18 protein-coding genes and 1 tRNA gene are annotated in these 18,674 nt (G+C 41.6%); 12 read left to right on the top strand and 7 right to left on the bottom strand.

The annotated features are described in order from the left end of the window. The first annotated feature begins 254 nt into the window (after nt 1–254). The gene (locus CPC19_RS10740; RefSeq protein WP_016389865.1) at nt 255–1,316 is read left to right on the top strand and encodes an alkene reductase; all 1,062 of its coding nucleotides are present in this window, start codon (nt 255–257) and stop codon (nt 1,314–1,316) included. A gap of 217 nt (nt 1,317–1,533) precedes the next feature. On the opposite strand, the gene groL is transcribed toward CPC19_RS10740, so the two are convergent. Beyond that, nucleotides 1,534–3,195 (bottom strand): chaperonin GroEL, encoded by a 1,662-nt coding sequence (gene groL, locus CPC19_RS10745; protein WP_015005276.1) that lies wholly within the window; start codon nt 3,193–3,195, stop codon nt 1,534–1,536. Between the two features lie 32 nt (nt 3,196–3,227). Continuing rightward, complete coding sequence (gene groES, locus CPC19_RS10750) at nt 3,228–3,515, bottom strand: co-chaperone GroES (RefSeq protein ID WP_015005275.1); 288 nt, start codon at nt 3,513–3,515, stop codon at nt 3,228–3,230. A 280-nt stretch (nt 3,516–3,795) separates the two neighbouring features. Between groES and CPC19_RS10755 the strand changes: the two genes are divergently transcribed. The 8 genes from CPC19_RS10755 (at nt 3,796) to CPC19_RS10790 (ending at nt 9,563) form a co-directional block, all read left to right on the top strand. Next, nucleotides 3,796–4,542 carry a molybdopterin-synthase adenylyltransferase MoeB gene (locus CPC19_RS10755; protein WP_035850382.1) on the top strand — a complete coding sequence of 249 codons (747 nt, stop codon included), beginning with the start codon at nt 3,796–3,798 and terminating at the stop codon, nt 4,540–4,542. A gap of 261 nt (nt 4,543–4,803) precedes the next feature. Beyond that, nucleotides 4,804–4,965, top strand: coding sequence for a YqaE/Pmp3 family membrane protein (locus CPC19_RS10760; RefSeq protein WP_015005273.1), 162 nt, complete (start codon nt 4,804–4,806; stop codon nt 4,963–4,965). A 311-nt stretch (nt 4,966–5,276) separates the two neighbouring features. Continuing rightward, nucleotides 5,277–5,351 carry a pyrroloquinoline quinone precursor peptide PqqA gene (gene pqqA / locus CPC19_RS10765; RefSeq protein ID WP_016389867.1) on the top strand — a complete coding sequence of 25 codons (75 nt, stop codon included), beginning with the start codon at nt 5,277–5,279 and terminating at the stop codon, nt 5,349–5,351. An 84-nt stretch (nt 5,352–5,435) separates the two neighbouring features. Continuing rightward, the gene (pqqB, locus tag CPC19_RS10770) at nt 5,436–6,344 is read left to right on the top strand and encodes a pyrroloquinoline quinone biosynthesis protein PqqB (protein ID WP_016389868.1); all 909 of its coding nucleotides are present in this window, start codon (nt 5,436–5,438) and stop codon (nt 6,342–6,344) included. A gap of 1 nt (nt 6,345) precedes the next feature. Next, complete coding sequence (pqqC, locus tag CPC19_RS10775; protein ID WP_016389869.1) at nt 6,346–7,071, top strand: pyrroloquinoline-quinone synthase PqqC; 726 nt, start codon at nt 6,346–6,348, stop codon at nt 7,069–7,071. Continuing rightward, nucleotides 7,068–7,343 (top strand): pyrroloquinoline quinone biosynthesis peptide chaperone PqqD, encoded by a 276-nt coding sequence (pqqD, locus tag CPC19_RS10780; protein WP_015005270.1) that lies wholly within the window; start codon nt 7,068–7,070, stop codon nt 7,341–7,343. Before pqqC ends, pqqD begins: the two co-directional genes overlap by 4 nt. Continuing rightward, entirely contained in the window at nt 7,318–8,433 is a 1,116-nt protein-coding gene (gene pqqE, locus CPC19_RS10785; RefSeq protein ID WP_035850385.1) for a pyrroloquinoline quinone biosynthesis protein PqqE, read from the top strand. The genes pqqD and pqqE overlap by 26 nt, the downstream gene beginning before the upstream one ends. A 20-nt stretch (nt 8,434–8,453) precedes the next feature. Further along, on the top strand, nt 8,454–9,563 hold the full coding sequence (locus tag CPC19_RS10790; protein ID WP_016389871.1) for an S-(hydroxymethyl)glutathione dehydrogenase/class III alcohol dehydrogenase: 1,110 nt from the start codon (nt 8,454–8,456) through the stop codon (nt 9,561–9,563). Nucleotides 9,564–9,585: 22 nt separating this feature from the next. Here CPC19_RS10790 and pip read toward each other — a convergent pair whose 3' ends face one another. Further along, nucleotides 9,586–10,533, bottom strand: coding sequence for a prolyl aminopeptidase (pip, locus tag CPC19_RS10795; protein ID WP_084709553.1), 948 nt, complete (start codon nt 10,531–10,533; stop codon nt 9,586–9,588). A 91-nt stretch (nt 10,534–10,624) separates the two neighbouring features. Between pip and CPC19_RS10800 the strand changes: the two genes are divergently transcribed. From CPC19_RS10800 to CPC19_RS10810, 3 genes are all read left to right on the top strand, one after another. Next, the gene (locus CPC19_RS10800; RefSeq protein WP_016389873.1) at nt 10,625–11,707 is read left to right on the top strand and encodes an FAD-binding oxidoreductase; all 1,083 of its coding nucleotides are present in this window, start codon (nt 10,625–10,627) and stop codon (nt 11,705–11,707) included. A gap of 54 nt (nt 11,708–11,761) precedes the next feature. Next, on the top strand, nt 11,762–12,175 hold the full coding sequence (locus CPC19_RS10805) for a Fur family transcriptional regulator (protein ID WP_015005265.1): 414 nt from the start codon (nt 11,762–11,764) through the stop codon (nt 12,173–12,175). Nucleotides 12,176–12,223: 48 nt separating this feature from the next. Next, nucleotides 12,224–12,299 (top strand) — tRNA-Thr (locus tag CPC19_RS10810). A 91-nt stretch (nt 12,300–12,390) separates the two neighbouring features. Here CPC19_RS10810 and CPC19_RS10815 read toward each other — a convergent pair. The 4 genes from CPC19_RS10815 to msrP all read right to left on the bottom strand — a co-directional run bounded on the left by CPC19_RS10815 (nt 12,391) and on the right by msrP (nt 18,669). Then, complete coding sequence (locus CPC19_RS10815; RefSeq protein WP_016389874.1) at nt 12,391–13,455, bottom strand: HD domain-containing phosphohydrolase; 1,065 nt, start codon at nt 13,453–13,455, stop codon at nt 12,391–12,393. Between the two features lie 386 nt (nt 13,456–13,841). Further along, on the bottom strand, nt 13,842–16,601 hold the full coding sequence (locus CPC19_RS10820; protein ID WP_236610514.1) for an ATP-binding protein: 2,760 nt from the start codon (nt 16,599–16,601) through the stop codon (nt 13,842–13,844). A 474-nt stretch (nt 16,602–17,075) separates the two neighbouring features. After that, entirely contained in the window at nt 17,076–17,684 is a 609-nt protein-coding gene (locus tag CPC19_RS10825; RefSeq protein WP_016389877.1) for a sulfite oxidase heme-binding subunit YedZ, read from the bottom strand. A 16-nt stretch (nt 17,685–17,700) separates the two neighbouring features. Then, complete coding sequence (msrP, locus tag CPC19_RS10830) at nt 17,701–18,669, bottom strand: protein-methionine-sulfoxide reductase catalytic subunit MsrP (RefSeq protein ID WP_016389879.1); 969 nt, start codon at nt 18,667–18,669, stop codon at nt 17,701–17,703. Nucleotides 18,670–18,674: the final 5 nt, after the last annotated feature.

The raw sequence follows: 18,674 nt of genomic DNA on the forward strand, positions 1-18,674 counted from the left end.
TATGGCCTGAATCAACGAAAGCCTGATATCTTTGAGAACTGCTGTCTACAAGAAATTGCCACTCCTCATTTTTTCATTGAAAATAACGCCTTGTCGATTTAAATAACCGACTGTTAAATCAACCTTGGTAACCCTCAAAAACAGCATTAATGCTAACAAACAAGCTAGCAAAGCGTGCTGTAAGTTTTATTTAATCGCTTTGAACAATGCTAAAATCTTTTAAAACCAATTACTCACCTTATCAGGAGAAACAGATGGCTGATTTATTTGATCCCATAAAGGTTGGTGCGCTTGAGCTACCAAACCGTATTATCATGTCCCCCCTTACCCGCTCACGTTCAGGAAGCAGCCGTATTCCTAACGAATTGATGATTGAGTATTATGTACAACGCAGCTCAGCTGGTTTAATTATCAGCGAAGCGACAGCCGTCTCACCCATGGGCGTTGGCTACGCAGACACACCCGGCATTTGGTCCGATGAACAGGTTGAAGCTTGGAAAAAAGTTACCGACTCGGTACATTCAGCAGGTGGAAGAATCATTATGCAATTATGGCATGTTGGGCGAATCTCTGACCCGATGTTCCTCGATGGTCAATTACCACTGGCCCCTAGCGCCATTCAACCCAAAGGCCACGTTAGTTTAATTCGCCCAGAAAAACCTTTTGTCACACCACATGCGTTGGAACTAAATGAGATCCAAGACATCGTAGAGCAGTTTCGCACTGGGGCTGAAAACGCTAAAAAGGCAGGCTTTGATGGCGTAGAAATTCATGGTGCGAATGGTTACTTACTGGACCAGTTTCTTCAGGACAGCACCAACCATAGAACAGATATATACGGTGGCAGTATAGAAAATCGTGCTCGATTTATGTTGGACGTGACCGATGCTGTTATTTCCGTCTGGGGTGCAGACAAAGTGGGGATGCACTTGGCTCCAAAAGGGGATGCACACGACATGGGCGATTCCAACTTACTAGGCACCTTTAGCTATGTTGCAAAAGAGCTGGGTAAACGAAAAATTGCCTTTATCTGCTCGCGCGAGGCCTACAGTGATGATTGGTTCGGCCCTACATTAAAAAAAGCTTTTGGCGGCGTTTACATTGCCAACCAAGGGTTCACAAAAGAAAGCGCCAGTGCTGTATTAAACTCAAATCAAGCAGATGCAGTCGCCTTTGGCCAACTCTATATTGCGAACCCGGATCTGGTAGAAAGGTTTCGAAACAACGCACCTCTCAACACACCTGACCCAACAACCTTTTATGCCTCAAGCAGCAAAGGTTATACCGATTATCCGTTGGTTTCACAGGTAAGCTAAAACACAGGCTTGTTTTCGGTAAAGGGAAGAATCAAGAAAAAATTAAAGCAGGGAAGAGCCAGACAATTTTAAAAAGCTTTAGACCTAGGCTCTAAAGGCTTCTACGTCTACTCACAGCACTTTTTTAACCGCTTAAGCATAAAAAAAGCCTGAAAGTGAACCACTTTCAGGCTTTTTAAAACGCTACGAACCAGTATTAGCGAAATATGCGGATGATTTACATCATGCCGCCCATTCCACCCATACCGCCCATACCGCCCATACCGCCCATATCTGGCATTGCACCTGCGCCAGCACCGGCTTCTTCAGGCTCATCGGTAATCATAGCTTCTGTCGTAATCATCAAGCCCGCAATAGACGCAGCATTTTGAAGCGCTGTTCTCGTTACTTTTGCAGGGTCAAGAATACCCATTTCAATCATGTCGCCATATTCACCAGTGGCCGCATTGTACCCTTCGTTTCCAGTGCCTTGCTTAACCGCTTGAAGTACAACGGATGCTTCTTCACCAGCATTGGTTACAATTTGACGTAATGGTGCTTCCATTGCGCGTAACGCAATTTTAATACCGATATCTTGATCATGGTTCAGACCTTCAGCTTTGCTTGCAGCCTCTAAAACACGAATTAATGCAGTACCACCACCCGGTACAACACCTTCTTCAACCGCAGCACGTGTTGAATGTAATGCGTCTTCTACACGCGCTTTTTTCTCTTTCATTTCAACTTCTGTTGTTGCGCCTACTTTAATAACAGCAACACCACCAGCTAGTTTAGCCATACGCTCTTGAAGTTTTTCTTTGTCATAATCAGAACTTGCTTCTTCAGCTTGTGAGCGAATTTGTGCTACACGTGCTTCAATGTCTGCCGCTTGACCTGCACCGTCAACAACAACTGTACTGTCTTTAGTAATCGTTACACGTTTTGCAGAACCCAAGTCTTCTAACGTTGCTTTTTCAAGTGTTAAACCAACTTCTTCAGCAATAACAGTACCGCCTGTTAAAATCGCAATGTCTTCTAACATTGCTTTACGACGATCGCCAAAGCCAGGTGCTTTAACAGCCGCTACTTTTACGATACCGCGCATATTATTAACAACTAAGGTTGCTAATGCTTCGCCTTCAATGTCTTCTGCGATAATTAATAATGGACGGCCTGCTTTTGCAACGGCCTCTAGAGTTGGAAGCAAATCACGGATATTTGAGATTTTTTTATCGTGTAATAAAATGAAAGGGTCTTCCATATCAACACTCATGCTTTCTTGATTGTTGATGAAGTAAGGTGACAAGTAACCACGATCAAATTCCATACCTTCAACGACGTCTAATTCGTTTTCTAAACCAGACCCTTCTTCGACAGTAATAACGCCTTCTTTACCCACTTTGTCCATTGCTTCAGCAATGATTTTACCGACTGACTCATCAGAGTTAGCAGAAATTGTACCTACTTGAGCAATTGCTTTGGTATCAGCACAAGGCACTGATAAGTCTTTAATTGCATTAACTGCAGCAACAACCGCCTTATCAATACCACGCTTTAAATCCATTGGGTTCATACCCGCTGCGACAGATTTCAAGCCTTCAGTAAGAATAGCTTGAGCCAACACTGTTGCAGTTGTTGTTCCATCACCGGCAACATCAGATGTTTTAGCGGCAACATCTTTTACCATTTGCGCGCCCATATTTTGGAACTTGTCTTTTAATTCGATTTCTTTTGCAACCGACACACCATCTTTAGTGATAGTTGGGCCGCCGAAGCCTTTGTCTAACACAACATTACGGCCTTTAGGTCCTAATGTTACTTTAACTGCTTTTGCTAGTGTGTTTACACCTTCAACCATTAGGCTGCGTGCATCATCACCAAATTTAACTTGCTTTGCCATGTTTCTTTTCCTTTCTCTAAATAAACTTTAAATTATTCAACAACTGCAATGATGTCGCCTTCGCTCATCACCAATAATTCTTCACCGCCTACTTCAACTTCAGTACCGGAATATTTGCCAAACATCACGTTATCGCCAACCTTTACAGACATCGGCTGAACATCACCTTTACTATTGATAGCACCATTACCCACAGCAACAATGTTGCCTTGACTTGGTTTTTCTTTTGCCGAATCTGGAAGCACGATACCGCCTGCACTAACCGCTTCTTCTTCAACGCGTTTAATAATGACGCGATCACCTAATGGACGTAAGTTCATTTATTGAATCTCCTATTGTTTAATATTGATATAGCCATTATGGCTAGCCCCATAGATATGGGGTGATGTTCAACTAAATCAACCCCATAATATGAAAAATTTTATGGCTTTTTTAAAAGTTTGAAGACTGCAGCATAAAAATGCTTAACTACTGTCGCCTCAGCCTACCTGCTGAACCAACAAATAAGCGTCTTTTGCTTATCTTCTACGAAACTTATGGTTAATAATCATAAAACTCAGTTACCATAATTATTGGCAACAATAACCTATACAGCTGACCATGAATGACGAACAACTTCTTAGATACAGCCGACAAATCATGCTGCCTTCAATTGATATTGAAGGACAACAAGCTTTATTGGATGCACGGGTCCTTATCATCGGTATGGGCGGTCTCGGCAGCCCAGTTGGACTTTACCTTGCTGCCGCTGGCATCGGTCACATGGTCATTAGTGACTTTGACGAAGTAGACCTATCTAATTTACAACGCCAAATCGCCCACACTACTAAGCACATTGGTCAACCAAAGGTTGAATCAGCAAAACAGTCCTTTCACCAAATCAATCCCATGATTGAAATCACCGCCATCAATAAAAAGTTAGAAGGCGATGAGTTATTAGCACAAGTTAAACTTGCTGATATTGTTGTCGATTGCTGTGATAATTTTGAAACCCGCTTTGCCATTAACGATGCCTGTGTTGCCGCTAAAACGCCTTTAGTCTCTGGCGCGGCAATTCGGTTTGAGGGGCAAATTTCCGTCTTTGATGCCCGCGATGCAACCTGCCCATGCTATAACTGCCTCTACCCACGTGACGGATCGGTTGCTCAAAACTGTTCAGAAAATGGTGTCATCGCACCCATTACTGGCATCATCGGTAGTACACAAGCGCTTGAAACCATTAAAGTACTCACAGGTGCCGGCCAATCCTTACAAGGCCGCGTTTTATTGCTTGATGCGCTATCAATGCAGTGGCAGAGCATGCGGCTACCTCGCAATCCAAATTGCCCTACCTGCTCAAATTCTTAAAGCTAATCTATTGCTTATTAAAAACATTAACATAACTAATGACATTTCTTTAGCCCTTTTATAGCCTAAGACGCATAAAACAACGGCACGCCTATCACATCGACTCAAATTGCTTTATTATTTAAACCGTACACATACTATATGGATAAAGCGGCTTAATACGACTAACGATTGTCCACTGAGCGACAATGGTTGTTAGACACTTAAAATAGATAAGGTTGGGCCGTTAAGTTAACTAAATTTTTAAATTGAGGTTATAAAATGGATAACAAAATCGTACAAATAATTTTGGCTATATTCCTTCCCCCCATCGCTGTATTCCTTAAAAAGGGTGCCGGCAAAGACCTTATTATCAATATCCTGCTGTGTTTAGTGTTTTATATTCCTGGTGTTGCTCATGCTTTATGGCTTGTAACAAAATAGGCTAATACCCGCGTCTAACAACTAGCAAAAAAGTAAGGCGCAGCTCTATGCTACTGTCCTAAATCATGAGCTAGCGCGATAAAAGCATCTTTACTCGCCGATTCTAGTGAGCAATCAGCGTAGTGCCCAGCTACCTCATAACGCTTGAGCAGCTGGCAAGCGTTTTAAGTGATAAACACAAGCGCGGTAATGCTTTACAGTAAGGAAATACAAGCACTTGCATTCAGCCGCAGAAAACTTATACTTAGATTCATTCAGCGCACCATTAATTATAATAAATATTAAAAAAATATAACCGCAGGAGATCCAACATGAAGTGGGAAACGCCAACATACAAAGATTTACGTTTCGGTTTTGAAGTAACCATGTACATTTACAACCGATAAATAACAAATTTACAGATACACAAGGGGTTCCAATAGGAACCCCTTTTTTATTTATCAGCACTCATTTAAGGTCCATTATTTAATATGCAAATTCGTATTTTAGGCTCAGGTGCCGGTGGTGGTTTTCCACAATGGAATTGTAGCTGCCCCAATTGTAAGGCACTTCGAGCAGGCACGATTAAAGCCACTGCGCGAAACCAATCCTCCATTGCCGTTTCATCTGACGGTGAACACTGGGCTTTATTTAACGCGTCGCCTGACGTTCGCGCTCAATTAGAGAGCTTTCCTGAAATACACCCAAAAAATAAAGTACGTGGCACCGGTATTGAAGCCATTGTGATGTTTGATTCTCAAATTGATCACGCTACAGGGTTATTGATTTTACGCGAAGGCGACCCATTAACCATTTATTGTACCGAGATGGTAAGGCAAGACCTAACAACCGGTTTTCCAATTTTTAACATTTTGGAACACTTTTGTGGTGTTAAAGACCACACCATTCCATTAAATGGTGATGCGTTTATAATTCCCAATATTCAAGATTTAGAGTTCACCGCCTTGCCGTTAAAAAGCAAAGCGCCGCCTTATTCACCCCATCGTAATGACCCACACGAGGGAGATAATATCGGTATGATTATTCGGCAAATCTCCACCGGCAAAACAACCTTCTATGCACCTGGATTAGGTAAAATAGAAGCCCACGTTGAACAAGCAATGAAGGACGCTGATTGTGTATTGGTTGATGGTACTTTCTGGTCAGATGATGAACTTGCTTCCGTTGGTAGACCCTTATTGGCTAGAAAAATTGGGCACTTACCGCAATCTGGCAAAGGTGGCATGATTGAGTTTCTAGATACCCTTGAAAAGCCGCGCAAAATTTTAATTCATATCAACAACACTAACCCTATTTTGAATGAAGAGTCTGAGGAACGCGATATACTGACCCAACACGGCATTGAGGTGTCGTATGACACTATGAATATCGAACTATAATATGACAGAAAAAGCACCTTGGTCACTGCAAGAATTTGAAACACGCATTCGCGATATGGAGCGTTTTTACCATATCAACCACCCTTACCATGTGATGATGCACGAAGGTGCGTTATCTAAAGAGCAAATTCGTGGCTGGGTAGCTAACCGATTCTATTACCAAGTTAACATTCCCTTAAAGGACGCGGCGATTATGGCAAACTGCCCAGACCGTGATACCCGCGCGCAGTGGGTTCAACGAATTATTGATCACGATGGCGCGCCTGGTGAAGCTGGTGGCATTGAAGCCTGGTTGCAATTGGCGGAAGCAGTAGGTTTAACACGTGAAGAAGTCTTGTCTGAAGAACATGTTTTACCGGGCGTTCGCTTTGCTGTTGATGCCTATGTTAATTTTGCACGTAGAGCCGATTGGCACGAGGCTGCTAGCTCTTCATTAACAGAATTATTTGCACCAAAAATTCACCAACAACGGTTAGATAATTGGCCAGCGCATTACCCTTGGATTGACCCAAAAGGGCTGAGCTACTTTCAAAAACGTTTAAGCGAAGCCCGCCGTGATGTTGAGCATGGCCTACGCATCACCCTAAGCTGGTATAAAACCCGTGAACAACAAGAAAAAATGATTCGTATTTTAAAATTCAAACTGGATATTCTATGGACCATGGCTGATGCAATGCACATGGCTTATGTTCATGAAATGCCACCTTACTTTACTGTTGAATCATGAGTCTGCAACTCACAGAGCCCTTTCAGTTGTTAACAAGCTACCGCTTGCAATGGGAAGAAGCACAAAATATGTTTGTGTTGCTCTACCCTGAAGGGCTTATTGAGTTAAACCAAAGCTCTGCTGAAATTTTAAGCCTCTGCGATGGCCAGCACACACTTGACGATATTGTTTCAGTACTTGAAGTAAAATTTTCAACAACGGGTATTAAAAACGATATTACCCATTTCTTAACTACCGCGCTCAATAATGGCTGGATTACCCAAAACACCTAGCCCACCTCGCTGGTTGCTTGCAGAGCTAACGTACGCTTGCCCATTACAGTGTCCATACTGTTCTAACCCCCTGGACTACAGAAATTTCTCAGCTGAATTATCGACCAATGAATGGAAACGTGTGCTGAAGCAGTCTCGCGAAATGGGTGCCGTACAGCTGGGCTTTTCAGGCGGCGAGCCGCTGGTTAGGAAAGACCTAGCAGAACTGGTTAACTATTCACACCAACTCGGTTATTACACCAACCTCATCACCTCCGGCTACAAGATGGATGAGGCTAAAGTTATCGAGTTAAAAGACGCTGGTTTAGACCACATTCAAATCAGCATTCAAGCCAGCTCAAAAGAATTAAATGACTTTATTGCTGGCACAGAAAGCTTTGACGATAAAAAATCCGTGGCTAAATTAGTTAAGAAACATGGTTACCCAATGGTGTTATGCGTTGTATTACACCGCGAAAACATTCATCAAATGAGGGATATTCTAGAGATGGCGATTGACTTGGGCGCCGACTTTGTAGAACTAGCAAACGCACAGTATTATGGTTGGGCGCATCACAACCGCGATCAACTAATGCCAACGCAAGAACAACTTCAAGACGCTGAAAAAATTGCTAACGAATACCAACGCTCTCAACAAGGCAAGATGAAAATTTATTACGTCATACCTGATTACTACGAAAACCGCCCAAAAGCTTGCATGAACGGCTGGGGAACCACCTTTTTAACCATTGCGCCAGATGGTGCGGCATTACCTTGTCATTCTGCTCGTCAACTGCCTAACTTTGATTGCCCAAATGTTAAAGACTTCTCAATAAGTGACATTTGGAATCACTCTGTAGCCTTCAACTACTTTCGTGGCGATGACTGGATGCAAGAGCCGTGTAGAAGTTGTTCTGAAAAAGATAAAGACTTTGGCGGCTGTCATTGCCAAGCCTTTTTATTAACCGGTGATGCAACAAACGCAGACCCTGTTTGTGATTTATCAACACAACACTACCTAGTAACCGATGCTATTAAACAAGCTACTCAACTAACTGAGCAGCCACTATTATTTAGAAACAGCAAAAACTCTAAACAATTTAATCACTAACCCCAACCCAAGGAACACCTATGAAAGTAACCGCTGCTGTTGCCTGGAAAGCAGGTCAACCATTATCCATAGAAGACATTAACTTAGACGGACCAAAACATGGAGAAGTGTTAATTCGAAACGTCGCCGCGGGTGTTTGTCATACCGATGCGTTTACTTTATCCGGCGATGACCCTGAGGGCATTTTCCCTACCGTATTAGGCCATGAGGCTGGCGCCATCGTTGAAGAAATTGGCCCAGGCGTCACCTCAGTACAAGTAGGTGACCACGTTATTCCGTTGTACACACCAGAATGTGGGCAATGCAAATTTTGCTTATCGGGCAAAACCAATTTGTGCCAAGCCATTCGAGTCACTCAGGGCAAAGGATTAATGCCTGATGGCACCTCTCGCTTTTCCAAAAATGGACAAGCAATATACCATTACATGGGCACCTCCTCTTTTGCCGAATACACGGTTTTACCAGAAATATCACTCGCTAAAATAAACAAAGCAGCGCCGTTAGACAAGGTTTGTTTATTAGGTTGCGGTGTCACTACGGGTATCGGCGCTGTGCTCAACACCGCCAAAGTAGAACCGGGTAGTACTGTCGCTATTTTTGGCTTAGGTGGTATTGGTCTAAGTGCTATTCAAGGTGCTGTTATTGCGAATGCTGAACGGATTATCGCTATTGATATCAATGAAGATAAGTTCGAATTTGCCAAACAACTCGGTGCAACAGATTGTATTAACCCGAAGCATTTTGATCAGCCTATTCAAGATGTTCTTGTCGACATGACCGATGGCGGTGTTGATTACTCATTTGAATGTATCGGCAATGTTAACACCATGCGCTCTGCGCTAGAGTGTTGCCATAAAGGCTGGGGTGAGTCTGTTATTGTTGGCGTAGCGGGTGCAGGACAAGAAATATCCACTCGCCCATTCCAGCTGGTCACAGGCAGGGTTTGGCGCGGTACGGCTTTTGGAGGCGTTAAAGGTCGCAGCGAACTACCCGATTATGTTGAAAAATACCTTCGCGGGGAAATTAAAATAGATGAAATGGTCACCTATACCATGCCCTTAAACGACATTAACCGTGCCTTTGATTTAATGCACCAAGGAAAAAGTATTCGCTCGGTGATTATCTATTAATACGCAGTTTTGTCTGACAGGATCATACAAATTGATCAGTCGCCGACACCAACGCATCAATCATTTCATCACCATGCGCTAAATGCGTTGAATTTGGCAGACGGATAAACTGTGCAAGAGGAAGTGCTTGCGCCAACGAAAATGACGACTCAATCGGACACATAAAATCTTTTTGGCCGTGGATAATAGTGCAGGGTATCTCTTGTATGCGAATAGCATTATCCAAAATTTGATTTTCTCGAATATAGTAGTTATTCATCGCGTAGTGCGTTTCGATACGTGCTTGCGCGATGGCTTTTTCAGGCACCGCTCCATCCAACGCTTCTGCCTTAAAATCATCACCTAACACCACCGCACCACCCCATGCATCCCACTCACGGGTTGTTTCTTGAAGGACCTGCTCATCATCAATACTTAAACGATGATAATATGCCTTCAACACATCTTTACGTTCATTGCTTGAAATATGGCCCGTAAAACGCTGCCACGCTTCAGGGTATAACCTGTTCACACCCTCTTTAAGAAACCAATCTGCATCTTTAAAACGTGCTAAAAATGTACCTCGTAAAACCAACCCCAATACATTATTTGCATATTGTTGGGCATACAACAAGCTTAATGTTGCGCCCCAAGAGCCACCAAACAGCAACCATTTTTCAATGGCCAGTTTTTTACGAATCAACTCCATATCTTGTAATAAATGATTCGTTGTATTGTTTTTCAACCGCCCCAAGGGTCGCGAACGGCCAGCACCGCGCTGATCCATCAAAATAATATGGTATTTATCAGGGTTAAAAAAGCAGCGATGATGCGCCTTACAACTTGAACCTGGCCCACCGTGCAAAAAAATAACCGGCACCCCTTTAGGGTTACCTACTTGCTCAAGATACACTTCATGCCCATCCCCCATATCAAACCACTCATGGGCAAAGGGTTCAATCTCAGGGTACAACGTTTTCAATATTAACATCCTTCGTTTTCATCACTTAAAAGCTGATCAGGCTCAGCAAATATCGAGTTAGACTACGCTATACTACGGCTTTTTAAAACCCCACTTCATTATGTTCGATTTTCTTATTATTGGCGGCGGCCTACTTGGTTTATTAACAGCTAAGGAACTACAGCAAGCGGGGGCAAAGGTTGCGGTGGTTGATAAAAACAGTCGCGGCCAACAAGCTACTTGGGCAGCCGGTGGCATTTTATCCCCGATGCGGCCTTGGTTATATTCCGAACCTGTTAATGCAATCAGCTCACTTAGCCAGTCGGTCTATCAGCAACTTTCCACCGAGCTTCGTGATCAAACAGGAATAGATCCAGAATGGTTATTATCTGGCATGTTAGTACTTGAGGATAATGAACTGCCTCAGGCTATCCAATGGTGCGAACAAAATAACTCACCCGTTGAAGTGTTATCTGTCGAAGAGCTCAACAGCCAGTTCGAGCACTTAGCGCCCTTTACAGAATCTGCCATTTACCGGCCAGACGTTGCCACCATCCGGCCCCACAAACTGTCAGCTGCGTTAACCCAGTATTTAACGCTTAACGGTGTCTCATTTTATAACGACCAAGAAGTAACAAAATTACAGCATACTGATTATGCCGTTACAGGTGCCGAGATTGGAAAAACTACTCTCAGCGCTAATGAATACATCCTTTGTGGCGGCGCTTGGAGTACACAATTAGTACCCAAGCTTTGCCCGCAACCAGATATCAAGCCTGTTAAAGGTCAAATGATCTGTTTCCCACCAACAGATATCACCAACCTATGCATGGTCATGGATGGCAACCGTTATATTATTCCTAGGAAAGATAAGCGAATTGTCGTTGGCAGCACACGCGAATACACTCAATTCGATGCCAGTACCACACAGGCCGCTTTCGACGAACTTAAGCATTTTGCCCAACAGTTATACCCCGCCTTAGCAAGCATTGAACCTGATGCACACTGGGCTGGGCTTCGACCTGCTTCACCCAACAGCATCCCTTATATTTGCAGAGTCGCCCCTCTCAGCAACCTAAGTCTCAATGCTGGGCATTATCGAAATGGTATTGTTACAGCACCGGCAAGTGCCGAATTAATGAGCGATATTTTGTTAAATAGACGCTGTAAAATAGACCCAACACCCTACCAATTACAGCGTTAACTACCCACTAAAAACCTTGTGCTATACTGAGACCAAGAGATCAAGGTGATGATAATGGCTGAAAAAACAGGCGAACAACACGTTAAATACTTACTTAATGCGCATGGCATTACGCCCACTCAACAACGCATTAAAATCGCTAATTTTCTGTTTAAGAAACAACAGCACGTAAGCGCCGACCAAATTTTATCAACCATTAATCAAGGGCAACAACCCGTTTCAAAAGCAACCGTTTACAACACCCTCGGCTTGTTTGCTAATAAAGGCTTATTACGTGAGGTGATTATTGACCCTAACAAAGTCTTCTACGATACTAATACCAAACACCATCACCATTTCTACAATACAGACACCAACACACTCACTGATGTTAACGATGGCGAGATCACCATTCAAAACCTTCCCGCATTACCCAAAGGTACTGATTTTCACTCTGTTGAAGTTATTATTAAAGTTAACAACCAGTAAACGTCTTGTCTCACCTTCAACAATTCCCTATACTTTCTCGCCCATAAAGCCGATGTAGCTCAGGTGGTAGAGCGGCTCATTCGTAATGAGTAGGTCAGCGGTTCGAATCCGCTCATTGGCTCCATTTTAATGACTTTTTAAAGTAATCTGCCCATTAGGGAATATTCAAAAATACTAGGCCTTGGCCCAGCAATATAAAGTAAACCGCTTTCGTCTTAGCTTTTATAGGTTTCGAATATTTCATTAAATACTTCGTGATTAGCCACAAATTTTTCTTTAACTGCCGGATCGAAATGGCCTGACTTAATTTTCTCATCGCCATGTTCTATAATACCTACCGCTTTTTTATGATCAAACGCCTTTTTATAAGGCCGTTCACTTCGTAACGCATCATATACATCACACAGGCCCATAATACGAGCAGACAGTGGAATCTCCTTACCTTTTAAACCATTTGGGTAACCACTTCCATCCCACTTCTCATGATGACATAAGGCCACTTTTTTACCCATTTTGATATAGCTCGAACTATGCTCACTTGTTTTCAAAATCTCAGCGCCAATGGTGGTATGACTTTTCATTATTTCCCATTCACCAGGCTCAAACCCGCCCGGTTTTAAAAGAACACTATCGGGTATACCTATTTTTCCAATATCATGCATCGAACTGGCTAAAAACAAGGTGTCACAAAAAATTTTATTCATTCCAAGCATTTCCGCTAAACGCCTACAATAGTGACTAATGCGTTTAACATGCGCACCGGTTTCATCATCTCTATATTCTGAGGCACGCATTAATAAAAATATGCTCTCTTCAAATGACGCCTTTAGCCGTTGAGTGCGTGCTTTTACTTTCTCGTCCAGAAGATGATTATGGTTCTTCAAAATATCATTCGCAATTTTCAGCCTTAGCAGATTGCGAACTCTAATTTGAATTTCATTGGCTTTAATTGGCTTGGTAATAAACTCTTCAATCCCTCTTGAAAGCCCTTTCTCACGAGAGGCCTGATCATCAAGAGCGGTGACCATAATCACCGGAATACCCTCTGTTTTATCATTACTTTTAAGTTGCGTCGCAACTTCGAAACCATCCATTTCTGGCATCATGGCATCTAATAAAACCAAATCTGGCGAAAACATACTGGTTTGCGCTAACGCCAAGCTGCCACTAGAGGCTTCTTCAACCTGATACCCTTCTTCTTCCATCAGTTTCCTGAGTAACACCCTGTTTCTTTTTTCATCATCTACGATGAGTATTTTGGAACCTTTTGTATCAATCATCACGTCTCACGAATCATTTTTAACAGCTCATCAATCTTTTCTATAAACACTTTAGGGCTTATTAGTTTTATCATGGAACCATTACAAGCAGCCGCTAGCTCCGCCCCATAGTGTTTGTAGTTAAAATAAAGATGATGATTGTTAAGCGTTTTAAACCTCAGCGTGGTTACCTCTCTTCAACCACCCACCTTTAGTAATTAAAAACTATTACTAAAGGCATGCTAACCATATTATCTGTTACAACTAAGCTTTTTTAATGCGGGTGGTCATATGTGTGAAGTAGCTCTCAATTGCTAAATAGCTCTTGCAAATCAATTTTTATCAATACGTCCATCACTCAAAAACGCGTTAACTAAGTTCAGTAACATCAACAAATAACCGACAATCTAAACTAAATAATCAGTCTCTAAGTCTACTTTTTTGTATGGTAAATAAACGCTAAAGGTAGAACCTTCGCCAAGTGTTGATACAACCGTGACAAAACCACCATGAAGCTCAGTCATTGCTTTGACCAAACTTAGTCCTAGCCCCGTTCCCTCAAACTCCCTTGCTAAGGAGCCATCAATCTGTTCGAACCGGCGAAATAACTTACCAATATTCTCTTCAGATATACCAATTCCTGTATCACTAACAGATAACTTTAAATAAGGAGTTTCGCACTGAGCCAACTCGCTATCGTCTAATCTAAAATCAGGATGAAGCACCTTATCTATTGTTGCCGATATAACAATGGAGCCACCTTTTGGAGTAAACTTAACGGCATTGGACAAAAGATTAATTACAATTTGCTTTGTTTTCCGCTCGTCCAACAAACAAACCGTCACTTTTTCCTCTACTTCCTCTGTAATACTAATACCACGCGCATTCGCTTTATCCCTGAGCATATAAACAGTGCTCTGCAATAATAACTGAATAGAGACTTCATCTAATGCCAATTGCTCTTTCCCAGCTTCTATTTTTGATAAATCTAAAATACCGTTTATTAAGTCCAATAGGTGCGAACCACTATCAAATATTTCTGTTGAATATTGGCTCTGTTCCTCCGTTAATGGGCCAAGCACACCACCTTTTAAGAGCTCTGAAAAACCGATGATAGCATTCAAAGGTGTTCTTAGCTCATGGCTCATATTTGACAAAAATTGCGATTTCATCTGACTCGCCAATGCTAGTTCTTTATTTGTCTCTTTTAATTGCTCTTGAACACGCCTTCTACTCTCTTCTTCAAGCAAGACCTCCACTAACATTGATAGTGACTTAACATATTGCGCTTCATCAGACCTTAATACTCGTGCTTCATCTTGGTTCACAACATTAAACACCCCTGCGATGCTTTTATATTTTGTAACAGGGAGCTGGAGGGTAGATACTGGAGAATGAGCTTGCTCAGGAAAATGAGATAATAAGGGTGTTGTCTCATTAGACAGCAACCCGCCTTCCATTAAGAGTTCAGAAAAATAATATTCATGCTCTGACACCAACAATGAGGGTAATGTAAAATACGATTTTTCTCTGCCGCTGTAATAATTCTGACATAACAGCGCATCCCTCTTATTATTAAATAACCAAAGTCCCACCCAGTCTGCCTGAAGTACTTCAGCACACTCTTGTAAAATTTTATTACATGCTTCCTCAAAATTGGTCGAAGCCCTTCTAACAAAATCACTGAGTGATAAATAGCTATTATATTGCTTCTTTAAACGTTCATCGGTCTGCTGAATTTCCAGCTCCATCGCTTTCCTAACCGTTATGTCACGAAAGATACCTATAAAATGCTGTTCTTCATTAACCCTATACTCGTTTATAGATAAGCCCATCGGGAAAACTGAACCACTTTTTCGTCGGCCAACCACTTCCCCATTATGTTCTATTCCTTTTGACGCGCCTGTGTCCTTATAATCAGCATCAGATTTCTCATGCTCTTCCTTAAACAGCTCTGGTATCAACAGATTGATATTGTTACCGACCATCTCCTTTTCGTCATAGCCAAACAAATCAATCACCGCTGGGTTACAAGACTTAATCGTTCCAAACTCATCCATCATTATTAACGCGTCTTCCATATGAACAACAACATTTTCTAACGACTTGGCGCTGGAATCGGCCTGTTTCTTCATTTCTTTTAGTATTACCTCAGACTGCTCGGTATATTCATTAAATGCCTGAAATAATTCCTTAAACTCATCATCAACACTTGTTTCATCAAGCCGAACTGAAAAGTTCCTATCGCCTACAGCACGACAGCCCTCTACCAATCGAACAATAGGATTAATAATAATTCTTGATACAAGCATTGATGCAAAAAAAACGGCCAGCAATACAATCATTAAGCCGGTAATAAGCATCGAGTCGCGTGCTTGATCTAGATGCTTAAAAACAACACTTTTAGGCAGTTCATGAATGACCCCCCAATAGCGCTGAGAGTTTTTTTCATCAAATAAAATTTTATGGACAGCTAAAACACTGTTTCTTTTTTCATTGATGAGAACATACTCGTTTTGTTGTCGTTCATTGGCTAAAAAGTAAGCACTAAAATCAGTAATTTCATTAGGCCCAACCCAAAACTTACCTTTATTATCAATAATATAAGTATCAATTCCCTTTCTTTTTTCAATCGCAGAATTAAGCAACGGCAAAGCTGAAATTTCTGCCACGGCGACACCCTCCACTTGCCCATTGATATAAATAGGTGTTGATACCGTTAATATAGGCAAGCCATCGGCCTGTTGATGCTTAATATCTGAATAATAAACAGCCTTATCAGCTAACCTCATAACTTCTTGATCAGCCGCTAAGTGCAGCGCACCCGCCAACACCTTCCCTTCAGCATTTAACAACGCAAGACTAAGGTAATTAGGATAATTCGCAAGAAAAGCCCGAACCACTTGATTTAACCCACTCGCGCAAACCTTTGCTCCTTCCGTTGATACAGGTTCAATACCACCGTCTTGATTTGTTCTTAAAGTAGCTTCAACGGCAGGTATTTCGGCAAACGTTAATAAATTTGATTTCGAATTTTTTAATACGCTTGTAATTTCATCTGAATAGTCCTCTTGTTGCTCCAACAATAAACCAAGGGCTTGTTTTTCCGCTAAACGCATACTACTAAAATAAATACTCCCCCCCATTAATAGCAAGGAAAGGCTCATCAAAGCCCCCACACTAAACATGACTTTCGCATTAAGACTAAAGCTCAGAGGCTTGATGATTGGTTTTTTCAAGTTCTTTTTTTTAATTTGAGACCCCTTCTTGAACGATGCTGAATTTTGAATACTAATTAATCAAAAAAATATTTTAGTTTTATTACACCGTTTAAATTTATTGTTTAACCATGAATTTGAATACTCGCCAGCGACTTGATTAGATGAATTGGCCATTTTCAAGATAACGCTAATCTAGCTCTACGTAAACTGATTATCGAGGCGCCTCCAGATAAATCATAGACAGAAAACCGTATCAATACATGTCTTTTTATTACCCAAGCATAAAGCGTTACGCCCACAAATATTGCGACCTTCTATACAAATTAAAGTGCCTAAAATAAATAAACGACGTTTTTAATACCATAAAGTACCCAAGCACCTTAATGCTAAAGTCAGTAATCTCTACGAAGCTATTGCCGCTTAAAGCTTATTAATTTTTTTATTCGTTAAGTAACGAAATAATAATAAGACTGCTAACAAGACAGCGTAAATAAATGGTTCTGTATCATCTAGTTTTGTTAACCAAAAGAAATGTACAACACCCATTACCGCTATCAAATAAAGGCTTCTATGTAACTCAACCCAGCGCTTACCCAACCGACGCATCATGCCTTTGGTGGAGGTTATCGCAAGTGGTATTAGCATTAAGTAGGCCAACAAGCCCAGCATAATGTACGGGCTTTCTGGTATATCCTCTAGCATATGATCAACCCTTAATGATTGATCTAAAACCAGCCAAACAGCCAGATGTAAACTGGCATAAAAGAACGCAAATAAACCAAACATCCGTCGAAAACGTATTGGCAAAGAAACGTTAAATGCCCGTTGTAGTGGTGACATTAGCAAGGTGATTAATAAAAACCTTAACGCCCAATCTCCTGTTCTAACATGCAAGGTCTTGATTGGATCAGCGCCTAATAAATCATTAAACCCATCCCATATAATCAATAAAAATGGAATTAAGCAGGTATTAAAAACTATCGTTTTTAATAGCCTTATCTGCTGTTTAGAAGCTTTCTTTCTTAGCATTTTAATTATAGTTTTTTTAAAAAAACTGGCGAAGGTTCATCCCTTTATATAAATAAGCCACGTGCTCACCATAACCATTGAATAGTTCGGTATCACGCTTGGGCGTAAACAATGACGCGCCAATCACCCTTTCTCTACGTTGACTCCATCTTGGGTGAGGAACATCCGGGTTAACATTAGCGTAAAAGCCGTATTCATGTTTTGCTGATTCATTCCATGATGTTTTGGGCATCTGTTCTGTAAATTTAATTTTGACGATCGATTTAATACTCTTAAAACCATATTTCCAAGGCACTATTAAGCGCAACGGTGCACCGTTTTGATTGGGCATTTCTTCACCATACAAACCGGTGGCCATCAGTGAAAGCGGGTTCATTGCTTCGTCCATTCGTAACCCTTCTACATATGGCCATTTTAGAATACGGCTTTTTTGCCCTGGCATTTGCTTAGGATCATACAGCGTTGTAAATTCAACATATTTCGCTTTTGACGTGGGTTCCATCTGCCTAATCAATTCAGCTAATGAAAAGCCAATCCATGGCACCACCATTGACCATGCCTCTACACATCGTAGGCGATAAATACGCTCTTCGAGTTGTTGCTGCTTAAGAATATCTTCTAAATTGTAAACTCCTGGTTTAGCCACCTCGCCTTCAATTGTTAAGCTCCAAGGTTTTGTTTTCAATAGATGTGCTCTTAATGCTGGGTCGCTCTTTGCTGTCCCAAATTCATAAAAATTATTGTAGCCGGTCACATATTCATAAGGTGTTAGTTTTTCTTTCAATGAAAACTGGCTAGTCACATAATTTTCAATTTTATTACCAGCCCATAAGGCATCAGGCGCTAAAGCACCCGCTACCATAAATCCTGAACTACGCGTTAGAAATTGTCGTCGAGAAGCGGATATGAGTGCACGACTTTTATCAAAATCAGCCTTCGGAGTAACATCATTATCGGTAAGAGATGTCAATTTTTTAATACCCATGAGAG

Origin of the sequence: Cycloclasticus sp. PY97N (assembly GCF_002443175.1) — a bacterium.
Classification (GTDB): domain Bacteria; phylum Pseudomonadota; class Gammaproteobacteria; order Methylococcales; family Cycloclasticaceae; genus Cycloclasticus; species Cycloclasticus pugetii.